Annotated in this window: 16 protein-coding genes; 10 read left to right on the top strand and 6 right to left on the bottom strand. The window is 72.6% G+C overall.

Features of this window, described 5'->3' with window-relative positions:
* The first annotated feature begins 105 nt into the window (after positions 1-105).
* The 5 genes from ACH495_RS05445 to ACH495_RS05425 all read left to right on the top strand — a co-directional run bounded on the left by ACH495_RS05445 (position 106) and on the right by ACH495_RS05425 (position 4,786).
* Positions 106-1,896 (top strand): 3-hydroxyacyl-CoA dehydrogenase family protein, encoded by a 1,791-nt coding sequence (locus tag ACH495_RS05445; protein WP_396856555.1) that lies wholly within the window; start codon positions 106-108, stop codon positions 1,894-1,896.
* A gap of 40 nt (positions 1,897-1,936) precedes the next feature.
* Positions 1,937-2,431 (top strand): SigE family RNA polymerase sigma factor, encoded by a 495-nt coding sequence (locus ACH495_RS05440; RefSeq protein WP_396856554.1) that lies wholly within the window; start codon positions 1,937-1,939, stop codon positions 2,429-2,431.
* Complete coding sequence (locus ACH495_RS05435; RefSeq protein ID WP_396856553.1) at positions 2,428-3,510, top strand: hypothetical protein; 1,083 nt, start codon at positions 2,428-2,430, stop codon at positions 3,508-3,510. The genes ACH495_RS05440 and ACH495_RS05435 overlap by 4 nt, the downstream gene beginning before the upstream one ends.
* A 112-nt stretch (positions 3,511-3,622) precedes the next feature.
* Positions 3,623-3,910, top strand: a complete 288-nt coding sequence (locus ACH495_RS05430; RefSeq protein ID WP_396857315.1) for a hypothetical protein — start codon at positions 3,623-3,625, stop codon at positions 3,908-3,910.
* A 66-nt stretch (positions 3,911-3,976) separates the two neighbouring features.
* The gene (locus ACH495_RS05425; RefSeq protein WP_396856552.1) at positions 3,977-4,786 is read left to right on the top strand and encodes an alpha/beta hydrolase; all 810 of its coding nucleotides are present in this window, start codon (positions 3,977-3,979) and stop codon (positions 4,784-4,786) included.
* A gap of 4 nt (positions 4,787-4,790) precedes the next feature.
* Here ACH495_RS05425 and ACH495_RS05420 read toward each other — a convergent pair whose 3' ends face one another.
* From ACH495_RS05420 to mce, 5 genes are all read right to left on the bottom strand, one after another.
* Positions 4,791-5,864 (bottom strand): AI-2E family transporter, encoded by a 1,074-nt coding sequence (locus ACH495_RS05420; RefSeq protein ID WP_396857314.1) that lies wholly within the window; start codon positions 5,862-5,864, stop codon positions 4,791-4,793.
* A gap of 575 nt (positions 5,865-6,439) precedes the next feature.
* Positions 6,440-8,506 (bottom strand): hypothetical protein, encoded by a 2,067-nt coding sequence (locus tag ACH495_RS05415; protein ID WP_396856551.1) that lies wholly within the window; start codon positions 8,504-8,506, stop codon positions 6,440-6,442.
* 171 nt (positions 8,507-8,677) lie between these two features.
* Entirely contained in the window at positions 8,678-9,934 is a 1,257-nt protein-coding gene (locus ACH495_RS05410) for a DivIVA domain-containing protein (protein ID WP_396856550.1), read from the bottom strand.
* A 274-nt stretch (positions 9,935-10,208) separates the two neighbouring features.
* Complete coding sequence (gene ccrA / locus ACH495_RS05405; protein ID WP_396856549.1) at positions 10,209-11,564, bottom strand: crotonyl-CoA carboxylase/reductase; 1,356 nt, start codon at positions 11,562-11,564, stop codon at positions 10,209-10,211.
* Positions 11,565-11,861: 297 nt separating this feature from the next.
* Positions 11,862-12,326, bottom strand: coding sequence for a methylmalonyl-CoA epimerase (gene mce, locus ACH495_RS05400; protein ID WP_396856548.1), 465 nt, complete (start codon positions 12,324-12,326; stop codon positions 11,862-11,864).
* Between the two features lie 61 nt (positions 12,327-12,387).
* Here mce and ACH495_RS05395 point away from each other — a divergent pair, with 61 nt between their 5' ends.
* The 3 genes from ACH495_RS05395 (at position 12,388) to ACH495_RS05385 (ending at position 15,165) form a co-directional block, all read left to right on the top strand.
* Positions 12,388-13,587 (top strand): acetyl-CoA C-acetyltransferase, encoded by a 1,200-nt coding sequence (locus tag ACH495_RS05395; RefSeq protein ID WP_396856547.1) that lies wholly within the window; start codon positions 12,388-12,390, stop codon positions 13,585-13,587.
* Positions 13,588-13,592: 5 nt separating this feature from the next.
* The gene (meaB, locus tag ACH495_RS05390) at positions 13,593-14,576 is read left to right on the top strand and encodes a methylmalonyl Co-A mutase-associated GTPase MeaB (protein ID WP_396857313.1); all 984 of its coding nucleotides are present in this window, start codon (positions 13,593-13,595) and stop codon (positions 14,574-14,576) included.
* Between the two features lie 175 nt (positions 14,577-14,751).
* A complete protein-coding gene (locus ACH495_RS05385) occupies positions 14,752-15,165 on the top strand; it encodes an Asp23/Gls24 family envelope stress response protein (RefSeq protein ID WP_396856546.1) in 414 nt (137 codons plus the stop codon).
* 334 nt (positions 15,166-15,499) lie between these two features.
* Here the strand turns inward: ACH495_RS05385 and ACH495_RS05380 are convergent, their stop codons facing one another.
* Positions 15,500-15,634 carry a hypothetical protein gene (locus ACH495_RS05380; RefSeq protein WP_396856545.1) on the bottom strand — a complete coding sequence of 45 codons (135 nt, stop codon included), beginning with the start codon at positions 15,632-15,634 and terminating at the stop codon, positions 15,500-15,502.
* Positions 15,635-15,863: 229 nt separating this feature from the next.
* On the opposite strand from ACH495_RS05380, the gene ACH495_RS05375 reads away from it, so the two are divergent.
* Both ACH495_RS05375 and ACH495_RS05370 read left to right on the top strand, forming a co-directional pair.
* A complete protein-coding gene (locus ACH495_RS05375; RefSeq protein ID WP_396856544.1) occupies positions 15,864-16,130 on the top strand; it encodes a hypothetical protein in 267 nt (88 codons plus the stop codon).
* A 64-nt stretch (positions 16,131-16,194) separates the two neighbouring features.
* Positions 16,195-17,883 (top strand): methylmalonyl-CoA mutase, encoded by a 1,689-nt coding sequence (locus ACH495_RS05370; protein ID WP_396856543.1) that lies wholly within the window; start codon positions 16,195-16,197, stop codon positions 17,881-17,883.
* The last annotated feature ends 108 nt before the right edge of the window (positions 17,884-17,991 follow it).

Raw genomic sequence — 17,991 nt, 5'->3', positions numbered from 1 at the left:
ATCCCACCGCGTCTCGACAACGCAGCGTCACGTGGCAGACTCCGGCGCATAACCTTAGCGGCCGTTCATGTCGGCAACGGCGGAGGCAACCGAGGGAGGCCGGTCGTGGCGCGCGAGTTCACCCGGGTGGGCGTGGTGGGTCTGGGCACCATGGGTGCCGGCATCGTCGAGGTGTTCGCCCGCAACGGCGTCGACGTGACCGCGGTGGAGATCTCCGACGCCGCGCTGGAACGCGGCCGGGTCACGCTGACCGGCTCCACCGACCGTGCGGTGGCCAAGGGCAAGCTCGCCGAGGCCGACCGGGACGCGCTGATGGCGCGCGTCGACTTCCGGGTCGGGCTGGACGCGTTGCACGACGTGGACCTGGTGATCGAGGCGGTGCCCGAGCACCTGGACCTCAAGCAGCGGATCTTCGCCGAGCTGGACCGGGTCTGCAAGCCCGACGCCATCCTGGCCACCAACACCTCGTCGCTGAGCGTCACCGAGATCTCGGTCGCCACCACCCGGCCGAACCAGGTCATCGGCATCCACTTCTTCAACCCGGCACCGGTGATGAAGCTGGTCGAGGTGGTCCGCACGGTGGTCACCTCCGCCGAGGTGGTGGCCGACGTGGAGGCGCTCTGCGCCCGGCTCGGCAAGGTCGACGTGACGATCAGCGACCGGGCCGGCTTCATCGCGAACGCGCTGCTGTTCGGCTACCTGAACCACGCGGTCGGCATGTTCGAGGCCCGCTACGCCACCCGCGAGGACATCGACGCCGCCATGAAGCTCGGCTGCGGCCTGCCGATGGGCCCGCTGGCGCTGATGGACCTGATCGGCCTGGACACCGCGTACGAGATCCTCGACACGATGTACCGGCGCGGCGGCCGGGACCGCCGGCACGCCCCGGCCCCGCTGCTCAAGCAGATGGTCACCGCCGGGCTGCTCGGCCGGAAGTCCGGCCGCGGCTTCTACACCTACGAGCGGCCGGGCTCGCCGAAGGTCGTACCCGACGAGCACACGCCGGCGGCGACGGCCGCCGCGCTCGCCGACAGCGCCCGGGTCGTGGCCAAGGTCGGCGTGGTGGGGTCGGGGACCATGGCCACCGGCATCATCGAGGTCTTCGCCAAGGCCGGGTACGAGGTCATCTCGGTGACCCGGGGCGCGGAGAAGTCCGCCACGGTCTGCGAGGCGGTCAAGACCTCGCTCAACAAGGGCGTGGTGCGGGGCAAGCTCGCCGAGACCGACCGGGACGCCGCGCTGGGCCGGATCACCTGGTCCGCCACGCTGGAGCACCTCGCCGACGTCGACCTGGTGGTCGAGGCAGTGGTCGAGGAGTTGAGCGTCAAGAAGGCACTCTTCGCCAGCCTGGACGAGATCTGCAAGCCGGGCGTGGTGCTCGCCACCACCACCTCGTCGCTGCCGGTGATCGACGTGGCGATGGCGACCCAGCGCCCGGCCGACGTGATCGGCCTGCACTTCTTCAACCCGGCGCCGATCATGCCGCTGGTGGAGATCGTGCGGACCATCCGCACCTCCGCCGAGACGTCGGCCACCGCGCGTGCGGTCTGCGCCGCGCTCGGCAAGACCGGCGTGGTCTGCGGCGACCGGTCCGGCTTCATCGTCAACGCGCTGCTCTTCCCCTACCTGAACGACGCGGTGAAGATGCTGGAGGCCAGCTACTCCACCGCCGACGACATCGACCACGCGATGAAGCTCGGCTGCGGTTACCCGATGGGCCCGTTCGAGCTGCTCGACGTGGTCGGCCTGGACGTCTCGCTGGCCATCCAGCGGGAGCTGTACCTCGAACTGCGCGAGCCCGGCTTCGCGCCGGCGCCGCTGCTGGAGCACCTGGTCACCGCCGGCTACCTGGGTCGCAAGAGCGGTCGCGGGTTCCGCGACCACACCAACCGCTGAGCGGGTCAACGGCCCGCGCCGGTGACGGCGTCATGAGGGTGTGACCTTCGAGGAGTACGTCGGCAGCCGGGGCCCGGCCCTGTTGCGCCTGGCCCGGCTGCTGACGGGCGACGCGCACCGCGCCGAGGACCTGACCCAGGACGTGCTGGCCCGCGCGTACGTGCACTGGCGGCGGATCGCCCGGGCCGACCGGCCCGACGTGTACGTGCGCCGGATGCTGGTCAACGCCAACAACTCCTGGTGGCGGCGGCGGTCCAACCGCGAGCTGGCGGTGGACACGTTCGCCGAGCGGCCCGTTCGGGGCGACCTCGACGGCGAGGCGGCCGACCGGGACGAGATGTGGCGGCTGATCCGCGCCCTACCCGACCGCCAGCGCGCCGTGCTCGTGCTGCGCTACTACGAGGACCTGGACGACGCGACGATCGCCCAGATCCTCGACTGCTCCCCGGTCACCGTCCGCACCCACGCGATGCGGGCGCTCGCCCACCTCCGGGAGCGCTGCGGCGTCCCGACGACCAAGGGGAGCCGGCCGTGACCGACCTCGACCAGCGGATCGCGTCGGCGCTGCGGGAGCGCGCCGACGGGGACATCGACACCGACCGCCTGTTGCGCGGTTCCCGCACGCTCGGCCGCCGCCGGCAGACGCGCCGCCGGATCACCGCCGGCACCGCGCTCACCCTGGTCGGCGTGCTCGGTCTGGTCGGTGTGGTGCGGGCGGACGTGGGCGGGCTGGCCGGGCGGATGCCCTGGGCGGCCACCACGCCGGCGGTGGCCCCGCCGCCGGTGCCGCCGCTCGCCGACGGGGTGCCCGGGGCCCGTGAGCGTCCCGACCTCATCGGCAGCGATCCGCAGGTGCTGCACCTGGGCCTGGACAGCAGCCGAGCCCGCTACCTGGGCTGGTCCGTCTACAGCTCCAACCAGGTCGAGTCGATCCGGTTCAGCGTCGGTGGTGGCCAATCGGTGCTGCTGGAGGTGAGCCACGAGGCGCGGACCCTCGACGACGCCCCGATCGAGGGTTTCCCGGTGCAGGCGGTCATCGGCCGGATGACCTTCGACGGTGGCGTGCTGCGCGTCGCCGGCACCACCGGCGGTCTGGTCAAGTCGTGGCAGCCCGCCCCCGGTCTCTACGCCCGGGCGGCCACGCTCGGCGGTGACCTGCCCGCCCTGGAACGGGCCGCCGGCGTGGTGCGCTGGGACGAGGCGCGGCGGTGCGCCGCTCCGGTGCGGCTGACCACGCTGCCGGCGAACGCGGCGGTGACGGGATGCTCGGTGGACGTGGCCGGCTTCCCGAAGGGCTTCACGGCCCAGCTCACCGTCTCCCGGAAGCCCTCCTCGGTCATGTGGACACGGCTGATCTACGGGGCGCAGATGGCGGAGGACACGGGCCGGAGCAGCAACCGCGACCTGGGCGGCCGGCCCGGCTACCGCTACCCCGACGGCACGCGGTTGGAACTGCTCGGCATCCCCAGAGGTCGGTTGACGGTCGACTTCGCCTGGCCTTTCCCGGGCGACCGGCCCGCGAGCCAGGTGGACTTCACCGAGGCCGAGGCGGCGACCGTGCTGGCCGGTGCACAGGTGGCGAAGGACCTTTCCCGCCCGCAGAGCTGGCCCTGACCTGCCGTGCCACCCGTCCCACCGCGAATGCCCGAGCGGGGCTCGCGGGCCACGGGCCGTACGCTTGGTGATCGTGAGCCCCCGTCGCAACCGGCCCCGCCGGGACGAGACCATCGGCCTGGACGCCGACCGCGCCCGGCACGGCGTGCCGACCGTGCAGCAGTGGCGCGACGGCGACTGGCAGGTGCGTGGGATCAGCGGCGGCGCGTCCGCCAAGACGTACCGCTGTCCCGGTTGTGACCAGGAGATCCGTCCGGGCGTGGCGCACCTGGTGGCCTGGCCGGCCGACGACCGGGGTGACCTGACCGACCGCCGGCACTGGCACAGCGGCTGCTGGCGGGCCCGGGACCGGCGCGGCCCCAACCTCCAGCGCGGTCGTGGCGCCCCCCGGCACGGCTGAGCGATCTGGATCACCCGGTTCCCGCCCCGGCGGGCGGCGGGGCCGGTGGCGCGGGACACTGGCACGGTGAGCACTCCGATTCGCGCGTCGTCGATCCTGCCCGGCCGCCGGGAGGACATCGAGCTGCACACCGCCGACGGGCTGACGCTGGTCGGCGAACTGGCCCGGCCGGTGGAGCGCGAGCCGGTCGGCACGCTGGTCTGCCTGCACCCGCTGCCCACCCACGGCGGGATGATGGACAGCCACGTGTTCCGCAAGGCCGCCTGGCGGCTGCCCGCGCTGGCCGACCTGGCCGTGCTCCGGTTCAACACCCGAGGCACCAGCAGCGTCCGTGGCACCAGCGAGGGGGCGTTCGACAACGCGGTCGGCGAGCGGTTCGACGTGGCCGCCGCGATCGAGTACGCCGAGTTCCACGAGCTGCCGAACATCTGGCTGGTGGGCTGGTCGTTCGGCACCGACCTGGCGCTGAAGTACGGCTGCGACCCGGCGGTCGCCGGCGCGATCCTGCTCTCCCCGCCGCTACGGTTCTCCGCGCCGGAGGATCTCGCGGTCTGGGCCGAGTCGGGTCGACCGCTGACCGCCCTGGTGCCGGAGTTCGACGACTACCTGCGCCCGGAGGAGGCCCGGCAGCGGTTCGCCGCCGTGCCGCAGGCCGAGGTGGTCGGCGTGGACGGCGCCAAGCACCTCTGGGTCGGCGACGCGGAGAAGGTGCTCGACGAGATCGTCCGGCGCGTCGCCCCGGCCGTGCCGCTGCCGCTGCCGACGAGCTGGGACGGCCCGATGGAGACCGGCGACGTCAGCGCGTACGCGGACCGCACGGTGGCCGCGTTCGCCGACACCCCGGTCCCCGGCCCGGCGCAGCGGCGCGCCGAGTAGCGCGTCAGCGCGCGTCCTGGCGGGGCAGCACCACCTCGCGCAGGATCAGCTGCAACGCGGCGACGGTCGGGATCGCGATCAACGCGCCCACCACGCCCAGCAGCGACACCCCGAGCAGCGCCCCGAGCAGCGCGGCCACCTCGTTGACCGCCACCGCCCGCCGCATGATCTTGGGGTAGAGCAGGTAGTTCTCCAGCTGTTGATAGACCACGAAGAACACCAGGCAGGCGATGCCCACCGGCAGGTCGGTGGCGAGGCCGACCACTGTCACCACCACCGCGCCCAGCGTCGCCCCGATCTGCGGGATCAGGTCGGTCACCGCGACCACCACCGCCAGCGCGAACGGGTACGGCAGGCCGACCACCAGCGCGAACACGAACGTGGTCGCGCCGGCCAGCACCGCGATGGCCAACGCGCCGACCATGTACGCGCCCACCCGGGTCAGGATCTCGTCGCCGATCAGCCGGACCCGCTCCCGGCGGGAGCGCGGCACCAACGCGTACCCGAGATCGCGCAGCCGGTCGAAGTAGGCCAGGAAGTAGATGGTCAGCACCAGCACGGTCAGCACCCGGAAGACCGTGCCGAAGATCAGTTGCGCCCCGCCCAGCACGCCGCCGAGCGCCCGGCCGATCGTGCCGGCGTCCGCCGCCGACCGGACCCGCTCCATCACGTCGTACCGGACCACGAGATCGTTGACCGTGGGGTTGCGGCGTAGCTCCTCGACGTACCCGGGCAGTTGCTGGACGAACTGCCCGGACTGGGTCACCACCGGTGGCACCAGCGCCAGCAGCCCGCCGACGATCAGCAGGACCACGGTCAACGCCACCGCTGCCACGGCCAGCCCGTGCGGCACCCCCCACCCTTGCAGCCGGACCACCGCCGGGTGCAGGCCGACCGCCAGGAACAGCGCGATCACCACCAGCACCAGGATGCCGGCCGCGTTCCGCACACCCAGGAAGACCGCGTACGCCAGCAGCACGCCGAGCGCGCCGGTGAAACCGACCAGGAAGCTGTTGCGCCGCAGTGGTCGCCCGGGCACACCGAACCGCCCCGACGGCTCGAACTCGCCGGGCTCGATCGCGGTGGCGTCGGCGCCTGTGCTTCCGCTCGGGGTTACCGGGCCGAGTCCGTCGCAGGTGCGGGGGGTTCCGCCGGAACCCGGAGGCCGGGCGGGAAGGGTGTCCTTCGGGGCGGCCTCGTTCGACGGTGTCGGCGCGTGGTCCGGGTCGGTCGGCCCCGGCTCCTTGCGCAGCGCCTCGAACGGCTCGTCGTCCTCCGGGGCGGCGGATTCGTCTGACACCCGCACCTCCCCCCACTCCCCGTCAGCCCCGACCGGCGCGTCGGAGCGCTTGTGAGCGGCCCGCGTGTCGCCCAGGCCGCAGCCCTCTCCCCGCAGGCTAGTGGCCCCCCTCAGCCCCGACCATCCCTCCGCCCCCCTCACCCCCTCCGCCCAGCGCAGTTGATCATGAAGTTGACGGCGAAGAAAGCGCTCTCCGAACCGGTCAACTTCATGATCACCGCACGGTCGGCCCCGCCCTGGCGGGTGATCAAGGGGTTTGCGTCATTGCGGAGATCGACTGTGACGCGAATTCCTTGATCAATCCGAAGGAGGGTTGGGGAGCTGAGGGGGAGGGGGTGGCGGGGTGCGGCGGGTCAGTCCTTGTCGACGGTTACCGCGCTGGGCTTGGCGCTGCGCTCGTCGGTGGTGGGCTTGGTCGGGCGCTTGCCGTTCTCGCCCGTGCTGGTGATCTTCGTGGGGGTGGCGCCCCGGCCGCCCTCGCCCGGTACGGCGGCCACTGTGGGCTCCCCGTCGACGCCCGCGCCGGCGGCCGAGTCCATCGTGGTCACCGGCTCGGCGACCGGCTTCGCCTGCCCGGCCTCCGCCGGCTCGCCGGTCGACCGGTTCCCGCCCCGCTCCGGGCCGGTGCCGTTGGCCGTCACCGCGGCGGTGCCCTTCGCCGCGCCGCCGCCCACCAGGGCGCCGCCGCCCACTGGTGCGCCGTCACCCGCCGGGCGGCCGCCGGTGGTGGTGGCGGCGAGGTCAGCCGGGTCGATCGGAGTGGCGGAGATGCCGGCCGAGTCGGCGTCCCGACGCAGCTCCGTGAGCCGGTGCTGGAGGTCGTCGGACTCCTGCCGGGACTTCCACGTCTCGGTGCGCAGATCGGCCAGCTCCTGCTGCGCCGTGGCGATCTCCAGCATCACGTGGGCGAGCTGCTGCCGGCCCGCGGCCACCTCCTGCTGGGTGGCGGCGAGGTGCTGCTGGGTGGTGGCCAGGTGCTGCTGGGTGGTGGCCGCGTACTCCTCGAACTGGCGACGCGAGGCCGCCACGTGCTCGTCGGCCCGGCGGCGCTGCTCGGTGGCGTCCGCCTCGGCCCGGCGCAGCAGCTCGGCGGCCTCCAGCTCGGCCTGCTGCCGCATGGTGAGCGCGTCGGACTCGGCGGCCTGCCGGATGCTCCCGGCGTTGCGCTCGATCTCGTCGCGCCGGGCGGCGTACGCCTGCTCCAGCTCCTCGTGCCGGGCGGTGTGCTGCTTGTCCAGCTCGTCGCGGCGCTTGGCGAACTCCTGCTCGGCGGCGGCGCGGCGCTGGGCCAGCTCCTTCTCCGCCTTCTCCCGCTGCCCGGCGACCTCCTTCTCCACCCCGGCCCGCCAGGCGCCCAGCTCCTGCTGGGTCTGCGCGCGGGACTGCTGCACGTACGCCTCGGTCTCGGTGCGCATCCGCTGCACGTACGCCTCGACCTCGGCGCGGTTGCGCTTGCCGGCCTCGGTGGCCTCGGTGGTGAGCCGGGCGGCCTCGGTGCGGGCCCGGCCGCGGGTGGCCTTGGCGGCCTCCTCCGCGTCGTCGACGATCTTCTTGGCCTCGGCGAGCGCCTTGGCGTGGGTCGCCCGGCCCGCCTCCGCAGCGGCGTCGGTGAGCCGCTTGGCCTCCTGCTGACCCTTGGCGTGCACCTCCTTGGCCGCCTCGCGAAGCTGGTTGGCCTCCTGCTGCGCCTTGGCCAGCGCCTCCTTGGCCGACTCGCGCAGCCGGGCCGCCTCCTGCTGGGCCCGGGCGTGGATCTCCTTGGCGGTGTCCCGGAGCTGGGTGGCCTCCTGCTGGGCCTTGGCCAGCGCGTCCTGCGCGGTCCGGCGCAGCTTCTCGGCCTCGTCCCGGGCGGCCGTCCGCAGCTTGTCCGACTCGTCCTTGGCAGTGGTCCGCAGCTTCGCCGACTCGTCGCGGGCGGCCCGCAGCGTGGCCTCCGCCTCGGCCTTGCGGGCGGCGGTGTGCCGCTCCTCCTCGGCCCGGCGCGCGGCGAGCGCGATCTCGAAGTCCTTGAGCGCCTGCGCGGCCTGCTCCCGGGCCTCCTCGACGATGTGCTCGGCGGCGGCCCGGCGAGCCTCGATCTCCTCGTTCGCGGCGGCGAGGATGTCGTCGGCCTGCTCCTCGGCCATGGTGAGGATCTGCTCGACCCGGGGACCGAGGTGCCGGAACGAGGCCCGGTCCACGACGCCCACCTGCTTGCGCACCTGGGCGAGGTCGCGTTGGAGCACCTCGACCTGACCCGCGAGCTTGTGGATCTGGGTGTACGCCTGTTCCCGCTCGGTGGTCAGCGCCGCGATCTCGTGTTCCGCGCGGGCGACGTAGCGGTCGACCTGTCGTTTCTCGTATCCCCGCAGCGCGGACTCGAAGCTGGGCTCCGTGGTCACGTCCCCGCCGAGCGCGAACAGTTCCTCGCCGTGCGACATGCCCCCATCCTCACACGCATCCGCCCCTGCGGGGGCGATACGGACGCCCCTTCTGGGACCTACTTCACCCTCGTGGCGAAACGGGCCGGGAAAAGCATGACGGCGCGGGGCGGCACCGGTCACCCGGTGTCACCCCGCGCCGTGGCTCATGCCCCGTCAGCGGGTGGTGGCTCAGCCGGCCGACTCGGCCGTGACCTTCTGCCCGGAGGTGTCGGACTTCGGCGCCTCGGCCGCCGTGTTGCCGCCCGCCGGCACGCCCGGCACGATGCCGGCCAGGCCGGAGAGCATCTGCCCGAGCTGCGAGGTGACCGCATCCTTCTGGCGGGTCAGGTCCTCGACCTCGCGGCGGGCCGCCTGCGTGGTCAGCTCGGCCTCGGTGCGGGCCTCGTTGAGCACCCGCTGCGCCTCGGCCCGTGCCTCGCTCAGCGTCTTGTCGGCCAGCGCCTTGGCCTTGTCGACCGTGTCGTTGGCGGTGCGCTCGGACTCGACCCGGCGCGCCTCGGCCCGCTGCTCGATCTCCTTGGCCCGCTCCTGCGCGGCCCGGGCCCGCTGCTCGGCCTCGTTGACCATCTTCTGGGTCTGCGTGACCTGGGCGGCGTGCCGCGCCGACTCCTCGCGCTCGGACTTCTCGCGCCGCTCGGCGAGCTGGAGCTCCAGGGCCTGGAGGTCCTTGTCGCGCTTGTCGCGCGCGTCGGTGAGCAGCTTGGTCGCCTCGGCCCGCTTCTCCTCGGCCTCGCGGGCGGCCTTGGCCCGCTGCTGGGTGATCTCCCGCTCGGCGGTGGCGCGCAGCGTGGCGACCTCCCGCTCGACCGTCGACTTCAGCTCGGCCACCTCATGCGCGGTGACCGTACGCAGCTGCTTGGTCTCCCGGTCGGCGTCGGCGCGCAGCGTGTCCGCCTCGCGGCGGGCCTGCACCCGGACCTCGGCGGCCTCCCGCTCGGCGGCGGTGCGGACGGTGCCGGCCTCCCGCTCGGCGGTGGCCTTCATGGCGGCCGCCTCGGCGCGCGCCTTGTCGGTGATCTCCCGCGCCTCCAGCCGGGCGGCGGAGAGGATGCCCTCCGACTCGCGCTTGGCCTCGTTGCGGTGGTCGTTGGCCTGCTCCTCGGCCAGCCGGAGGATCTGCTCGACGCGGGTGCCCAGGCCGGAGAGGGTCGGCCGGCTGTTCTCCTCGAGCTGCTTGTTGGTCTCGGTGAGCTTCTGCTCGAGCGCGCCCTGGCGCTGCTCGGCCTGCCGGAGCCGGCGCTGGGCGTCGTTCATCCGCTGCTCGGCCTCGGCGCGGGCCTGCTCGGACTGGCTCAGTGCGGCGCTCAGCCGGCCGATGAAGTCGTCGACCTGGTTGGTGTTGTATCCGCGCAGGCCAACAGTGAAATCGGGCTGTGAGTTCGCGTTATCGAAGAACGCAAGAGGGGAGGACTGCTGCTGGGGCATTGGGACATACTCGCAGACGCCCCAGGGTGGTTCGCAAGAGTGGTCGGCAGCTTTCGCGTCCTCTTTACATGGTCAACTTCTGCCGGCGACGGAGCCGGACCAATCGGCGATCTTGGCAGGTCCCGGGCCGGGCGGCGGTGCGGGACGGTGGCGGGAAAGGGCCGCGGACGGGTGCCCGCGGCCCTTTGTGTTCACGGCTGACTTCATGACTGTCTCGGCGACAGTCGAATGGCGTCCCGGTCCGCCGGAAAGGCAATCCGGCGTCACCGTACGGTCAGTGCCCGCGGAACCGGTTGATCGCGCTTTCGTGGCGGGACCGCAGCTCGGTGTCCCGGACGCCGAGCCCGTCGGTGGGCGCCAGGCACCGCACGCCGACCTTGCCCTGGTGCGCGTTGCGGTGCACCTCGTACGCGGCCTGACCGGTCTGCTCCAGCGGGTACGTCTTCGACACCGTCGGGTGCACCTTGCCGAGCGCGACGAGCCGGTTGGCCTGCCATGCCTCGTGGTAGTTGGCGAAGTGGCTGCCGACGATGCGCTTGAGGTGCATCCACAGGTAGCGGTTGTCGTACTGGTGCAGGAAGCCGCTGGTGGAGGCGCAGGTGACGATCGTGCCGCCCTTCTTGGCGACGTAGACGCTGGCGCCGAACGTCTCCCGGCCCGGGTGCTCGAAGACGATGTCCGGGTCCTCGCCGCCGGTCAGCTCGCGGATCCGCTCGCCGAACCGGCGCCACTCGTCCTGGTCCTGCGTGTCCTCGTCGGACCAGAACCGGAAGCCCTCGGCGGTGCGGTCGATGACCAGCTCGGCGCCCATCTTCCGGCACAGCTCGGCCTTCTCCGGCGAGGAGACCACGCAGACCGGGATGGCGCCGCCGCCCAGCGCCATCTGCGTCGCGTAGCCGCCCAGACCGCCGCTGGCGCCCCAGATCAGCACCACGTCGCCCTGCTTCATGTTCGCGCCGTGGTGCGAGACGAGCTGCCGGTAGGCGGTGGAGTTGACCAGCCCCGGGCTGGCCGCCTCCTCCCAGCTCAGGTGGCGCGGCTTCGGCATCAGCTGGTTGGCCTTGACCACGCACAGCTCGGCCAGGCCGCCGAAGTTGGTCTCGAAGCCCCAGATCCGCTGCTGCGGGTCGAGCATGGTGTCGTCGTGGCCGGCGGCGTCCTCCAGCTCGACCGACAGGCAGTGCGCGACCACCTCGTCGCCGGTCTTCCACCGGGTCACGCCGGGTCCGGTCCGCAGCACCACGCCGGCCGCGTCCGAGCCGACCACGTGGTACGGCAGGTCGTGGCGGCGGGTCAGCTCGGAGAGCCGGCCGTACCGCTGGAGGAACTTGAACGTGGGCAGCGGCTCGAAGATGCTGGTCCACACCGTGTTGTAGTTGATCGCGCTGGCCATGACCGCGACCAGCGCCTCGCCCGGCCCCAGTTCGGGGGTGGGCACCTCCTGGACGTGCAGCGCCTTGCGCGGGTCCTTGTCGCGGGTGGCCATGCCCTCGAACATCCGGGTCTCCTCGGCCCGGACCACCACGCCCCGGTAGCTCTCCGGCACCGGCAGGCCGGCGAGGCCGGCGAGGTCCCGTTCCGGCCGCGCCGAGCCCTCCGTCGCCATGATCGCTTCAAGGATGTCCTGCACGGTGACCTCCCGTTCGTCAGCACCCGCACCGGGGCAGGGGTGCTGCCATCGTCGGCGCCGGTGCGACGGGACCGCCATGTCGGCAATCGACACATCCGGCACCGGTCGCGCTCCTGTGGGCCGGGACGTTACTGAACGGTAGCTAGGGTCGGAAGGTGTGTGTGAAAAACTGCATCGGCCGATGCGTGGAGATGTCCGTGGGAACGCGCAACCGCGCATGGCCGCGCGTGTTCCCACTGGTTAGGAAGGGCCCCCTGTTAACAGACGGGTGTTAAAAGGGGGCCCCTCCTTACCCGCTCAGGCGGGTTGGACCAGCTCGATCAGCACGCCGCCGGCGTCCTTCGGGTGCACGAAGTTGACCCGTGAGTCCGACGTCCCGCGTCGGGGCGCCTCGTACAGCAGTCGGACGCCGCGCTCGCGCAGCGCCGCGCAGGCCGCGTCGATGTCCGCCACGGTGTACGCGACCTGCTGGATGCCCGGTCCGCGCTTGTCCAGGAACTTGCCGATGGTCGAGTCGGGCGAGAGCGGGGCGAGCAACTGCACCATGCCGCCGGAGGCGTCCGGCCCGACCGCCAGCATCGCCTCGCGTACGCCCTGCTCGTCGTTCGTCTCGGTGTGCACGCAGCGCATGCCGAAGGTGCGCTGGTAGAAGTCGATCGCGGCGTCCAGGTCCGCGACGGCGATCCCGACGTGGTCGATGCGGCGCAGGCCGATGTCTGTGACAAACTCGGCAGCGGGCTCGACGGAGGAGTTCTCAGCCATGGCGCTAGTCTGACCGAACAATCGTTAAGGCGTACAGGTCGGCACCCCCTCGGAGGCAGGCATGGCTTCGGTGATCGTCAGCGGCGCGCGTACCCCGATGGGGCGCCTGCTGGGCAACCTCAAGGACCTCCCCGCGACCAGGCTCGGTGGGATCGCGATCAAGGCGGCCCTGGAGCGCGCCGGCGTCGCCCCCGACCAGGTGCAGTACGTGATCATGGGACAGGTGCTCCAGGCCGGCGCCGGCCAGATCCCGGCCCGCCAGGCGGCGGTCGAGGCCGGCATCCCGATGTCCACCCCGGCGCTGACCATCAACAAGGTCTGCCTCTCCGGCCTGGACGCCATCGCGCTGGCCGACCAGCTCATCCGGGCCGGCGAGTTCGACGTCGTGGTGGCCGGCGGCATGGAGTCGATGACCAACGCCCCGCACCTGCTGCTCGGGCAGCGCGCCGGCTACAAGTACGGCGACGTGACGGTCAAGGACCACATGGCGCTCGACGGTCTCACCGACGCCTGGGACTGCTGCTCGATGGGCGAGTCCACCGAGCGGCACGGCGCGAAGCACGGCATCACCCGCGCCGAGCAGGACGCCTTCGCCGCCGCCAGCCACCAGCGCGCCGCCGCCGCCCAGAAGAACGGTCACTTCGCCGAGGAGATCACCCCGGTGATCATCCCGCAGCGCAAGGGCGACCCGCTGGTGGTCAGCGAGGACGAGGGCATCCGGCCGGACACCACCGCCGAGTCGCTGGGCCGGCTGCGTCCCGCCTTCGCCAAGGACGGCACCATCACCGCCGGCAGCGCCTCGCCGATCTCCGACGGCGCCGCCGCGGTGGTCGTGATGAGCAAGGCCAAGGCGACCGAGCTGGGGCTCACCTGGCTGGCCGAGATCGGCGCGCACGGCAACGTGGCCGGGCCGGACAACTCGCTGCACTCGCAGCCGTCCAACGCCATCAACCACGCGTTGCGCAAGGGCGGCCTGAGCCTCGACGACCTCGACCTCATCGAGATCAACGAGGCGTTCGCCGCGGTCGGCATCCAGTCCACCCGTGACCTCGGGATCAGCGCGGACAAGGTCAACGTCAACGGCGGCGCGATCGCGCTCGGCCACCCGATCGGCATGTCCGGCGCCCGGCTAGTGCTCACGCTGGCGCTGGAACTGAAGCGGCGCGGCGGCGGCACCGGCGCGGCGGCGCTCTGCGGCGGCGGTGGCCAGGGCGACGCGCTGATCATCCACGTGCCGACGGGCGGCGAGTCCCACGCGTGAGTGACGTGACCATCCCGGCCCCCGGTCCGGTGCGCCGCAGCCGTGACGTACCCCTGCTGGTCGAGCGGGCCCGCGCGGGCGACCCCCGCGCGGTGGCCCGGCTGATCACCCTGGTCGAGTCCGGCGACGAGGTGCTGCCGCAGGTGGCGGCCGCCCTCGCGCCGTACGCCGGGCACGCCCAGGTGGTCGGCCTGACCGGTTCGCCGGGCGTGGGCAAGTCGACCACCACGAACGAGCTGGTACGGGCGCTTCGGGCGCGCGGTCACCGGGTCGGGGTGCTGGCGATCGACCCGTCCAGCCCGTTCACCGGTGGGGCGATCCTCGGCGACCGGGTCCGGATGCAGGACCACGCCACCGACCCCGGCGTCTACATCCGCTCCATGTCCAGCCGGGGCCACCTCGGCGGGCTCTCCGCGGCGACCCCCCAGGCGGTGCGCGTGCTGGAGGGCGCCGGCTGCGACGTGGTGCTGGTCGAGACCGTGGGCGTCGGGCAGGCCGAGGTGGAGGTGGCCTCGCTGGCGGACACCACGCTGGTGCTGCTCGCGCCGGGCATGGGCGACGCGATCCAGGCGGTGAAGGCCGGCATCCTGGAGATCGCCGACGTCTTCGTGGTCAACAAGGCCGACCGGGACGGCGCCGACGCCACGGTCCGCGACATCCAGGGCATGATCGCGCTGGGCGAGCGCGGGCCGGGGGAGTGGCGACCGCAGGTGGTGCGCGCGATCGCGTCCCGTGCCGAGGGCATCGACGACATCGCCGCCGCGATCGACAAGCACCGCGACTGGCTGGAGCGCCACGACGAGCTGCGCCGCCGCCGGGAGGCGCGGGCCGCCGCCGAGATCGAGGCCATCGCGCTGGGCGCGCTCCGCGCCCGCATCGGCTCCCTGCGCGACGGTACGCAGCTCCCGGCGCTGGCCGCCAAGGTCGCCAAGGGCACCCTGGACCCCTACGCCGCCGCGGACGAGTTGCTCACCCAGCTCGCCACCTGACCCCCTTCCCCCTTCCCCCTCGTCGATCTTGCGGTTGCTGCCCCGGCAAAGGCGACACAAGGGGCATTCGCCGGGCACAAAGTCCATGATCGACGGTGGTGTCGGGCGGGGGCGTGGCCGGGTCGGCGTGGCTTGTACGCTCCCGGGGTCGGTTGGAGCGAGGGTGGGGGAAAGCGTGGAGCACGAGGCTACGCAGGAGCTGTCGATCACGCCGGCGGCGACGGCAGGCGGGACGACGCACGTCGCCGACGAGGTGGTGGAGAAGATCGCGGTGGCCGCCGCGAAGTCCGTGCCCGGCGTGGCCGAACTGGGCGGCGACGTGGCCCGGTTCTTCAACGCCGTGCTGGACCGGGTCGGGCTGGACCAGGTCGGCGACGCCCGGCGCGGCTGCTCGGCCCACGTCACCGACGGCGCGGCGGTGGTCAACCTGGTCATCGTGATCGACGGCGGTCACCCGGTGCCGCAGGTCACCGACGGCGTACGGGCCGCGGTCACCTCCGCGGTCGAGGCCTACGGGCTGCGTGTCGACGAGATCAACATCCGGGTGGACGACGTGGCGATCGGTGAGCCGGGCACGCCGCTCGGCTGATTCCGCACGCCTGGCGACGCCCGAGCCGGCTGCCCACCGTCATCCCGAGCGCCCCCAGACACCCACGCCGTTCCACCCGCGCCCCATCTGGACCGTCAGTGGAACGCCATGGGTGCGTCAGGGCGCCGCAGACACCCATGGCGTTCCAGTGACGCCCCACCCAGGCCGCGGGTGGAACGGCGTGGGTGTATCGGCGCGCTGGTGGGCCTAGTGACGCGCGGGAGCGAGGCGGTGGGGTCTGAGCGGTCTGCGCCCTCAGCTCGGCGGCGCCCAGCCCGACGATGACCATCGCCGGGCTCGATGCTCCGGACGACGTCGGAGCTGGCCGGCCCGGTCAGGCGTCCGGTGGGCGGATCAGCTCGACCTCGTCGCCGGGCAGCAGCGCCACGTCGCCGCTCGGGCCGTGGACCTCCAGAACCGGTACGCCCTCGTCGAGCTGCAACGTCCGGCGCTCGTTCCCGGTCGGCATCCGGGCGACGACCGAACTGCCGGGATCGAGCTCGACCCGCCGTCGCCGAGGCGCTTCCCGGACCCGGGTGCCGAACGGTCCGCTGGTGGTGACCAGTCATCACCCCAGTACTCGACCCGTTGGTGGGCGCCTGCCGACTGAGTTGCCCTGGTGCCGTGCTGCGGAATGACGCTGCGGGGCGGGTGGGCGGTCCCGCCCTTCCAGTGCTCCGACGCGAGAGGCGAGCGCGATGCCGGAACGGTTCGTCGTCCATCTGCCCGTGGTGGCCGGCGACCTGGCCGGCCCGGTACGCCTGGCCCGGGTGATCGCCCGCTGGTCAAGGATGCTCGCCTCGGCCGACCCCGGCGAGACGACCGTGTCGGCCGGGGACGAGCAGGGCGTACGCCATCGGGTCTTCGGTGACCTGCGGATGGTCGGCGGCCGGCGCTGCCTGCTCCGGGTCGACCACGACGGGCCGTGCGCCCGGCGGGTTACCGGTCGGTACGCCCGTCCTTAGCGATCGTTCAGTCCGGCGTTCTACACTCGGTGTCCGGACCAGGACCCGAGGAGGAGCTCCGCGCATGGACGCTGACGAGATCGCCGCCGGCCGGGCCCGCTGGCAGGCCCGCTACGACGCCGCCCGCAAGCGCGACGCGGACTTCACCACGCTCTCCGGCCTGCCGGTCGACCCGGTGTACGGCCCACCGGAGGGCACCGCCTACCCGGGCTTCGAGCGGATCGGCTGGCCGGGCGAGTTCCCGTACACCCGGGGGTTGCACCCGACCGGCTACCGCGGGCGGGCCTGGACCATCCGGCAGTTCGCCGGCTTCGGCAACGCCAAGCAGACCAACGAGCGCTACAAGATGATCCTCGGCGCGGGCGGCGGCGGGCTCTCCGTCGCGTTCGACATGCCCACGCTGATGGGCCGCGACTCCGACGATCCGCAGTCGCTCGGCGAGGTCGGCCACTGCGGCGTCGCGATCGACTCGGCCGCCGACATGGAGACGCTCTTCGACGGCATCGACCTGGCCGGCGTCACCACCTCGATGACCATCTCCGGGCCGGCCGTGCCGGTGTTCTGCATGTACCTGGTCGCCGCCGAGCGCCAGGGCGCCGACCTGTCCACGCTGGACGGCACGCTCCAGACGGACATCTTCAAGGAGTACATCGCGCAGAAGGAGTGGCTCTTCGACCCCGAGCCGCACCTGCGGCTGATCGGCGACCTGATGGAATACTGCGCGGCGGAGATCCCGCGTTACAAGCCGCTCTCGGTCTCCGGCTACCACATCCGCGAGGCCGGCTCGACCGCCGCGCAGGAGTTGGCGTACACGCTGGCCGACGGGTTCGGCTACGTCGAGCTGGGCCTGTCGCGCGGGCTGGACGTCAACGTCTTCGCGCCCGGCCTGAGCTTCTTCTTCGACTCCCACCTGGACTTCTTCGAGGAGATCGCCAAGTTCCGCGCCGCCCGCCGGATCTGGGCCCGCTGGCTGCGCGACGTGTACGGCGCCACCAGCGAGAAGGCGCAGTGGCTGCGGTTCCACACGCAGACCGCCGGGGTGTCGCTGACCGCCCAGCAGCCGGTCAACAACGTGGTACGCACCGCGGTGGAGGCGCTGGCGGCGGTACTCGGCGGCACCAACTCGCTGCACACCAACGCGCTGGACGAGACGCTGGCCCTGCCCACCGACGAGTCGGCCGAGATCGCCCTGCGGACGCAGCAGGTGCTGATGGAGGAGACCGGCGTGACCAACGTGGCCGACCCGCTCGGCGGCGCCTGGTACGTCGAGGCGCTCACCGACCGGATCGAGGCCGAGGCGGAGGAGATCTTCGCCCGGATCCGGCAGCTCGGCGGCGACGGCCCGCACCAGATCGGCCCGATGACCTCGGGCATCCTGCGCGGCATCGAGGACGGCTGGTTCACCGGGCACATCGCCGAGTCGGCGTTCGTCTACCAGCAGGCGCTGGAGAAGGGCGAGAAGAAGATCGTCGGCGTCAACTGCCACACCGGCACGGTCGCCAAGGAGCTGGAGATCCTGCGCATCTCGCACGAGGTGGAGCTGGAGCAGCGCCGGGTGCTGGCCGAGCGCAAGTCGGTCCGCGACGACGCCGCGGTCACCGCCGCCGTCCGCCGGATGGTGGCGGCCAGCCGGACCGGCGAGAACATGATCCCGGCGATGCTGGACGCGGTCCGCGCCGAGGCCACCCTGGGCGAGATCTGCGACGCGCTGCGCGCCGAGTGGGGCGTCTACCGGGAGCCCGCCCGCTTCTAGCGGTTAGGAGGGGGCCCCGCTTAACAGACGGGTGTTAAGCGGGGCCCCCTCCTTGCGCCTCTGAGCAGGGGTGAGAGTCGCAACGTCGCCATTGCGGGTGAGCCGAGT

The sequence above is a fragment of the Micromonospora sp. NPDC018662 genome (assembly GCF_044391475.1).
GTDB lineage: Bacteria > Actinomycetota > Actinomycetes > Mycobacteriales > Micromonosporaceae > Micromonospora.
This window is presented reverse-complemented; position numbering and strand designations above follow the sequence as displayed.

What these genes read in the sequence shown, in the direction of transcription:
- ACH495_RS05395 (WP_396856547.1), top strand. Translation starts at nt 12,388, where the DNA reads ATGGCTTCGGTGATCGTCAGCGGCGCGCGTACCCCGATGGGGCGCCTG.
- mce (WP_396856548.1), bottom strand. Translation starts at nt 12,326, where the DNA reads ATGGCTGAGAACTCCTCCGTCGAGCCCGCTGCCGAGTTTGTCACAGAC.
- ACH495_RS05375 (WP_396856544.1), top strand. Translation starts at nt 15,864, where the DNA reads ATGCCGGAACGGTTCGTCGTCCATCTGCCCGTGGTGGCCGGCGACCTG.
- ACH495_RS05410 (WP_396856550.1), bottom strand. Translation starts at nt 9,934, where the DNA reads ATGCCCCAGCAGCAGTCCTCCCCTCTTGCGTTCTTCGATAACGCGAAC.
- ACH495_RS05380 (WP_396856545.1), bottom strand. Translation starts at nt 15,634, where the DNA reads ATGCCGACCGGGAACGAGCGCCGGACGTTGCAGCTCGACGAGGGCGTA.
- ACH495_RS05415 (WP_396856551.1), bottom strand. Translation starts at nt 8,506, where the DNA reads ATGTCGCACGGCGAGGAACTGTTCGCGCTCGGCGGGGACGTGACCACG.
- ACH495_RS05370 (WP_396856543.1), top strand. Translation starts at nt 16,195, where the DNA reads ATGGACGCTGACGAGATCGCCGCCGGCCGGGCCCGCTGGCAGGCCCGC.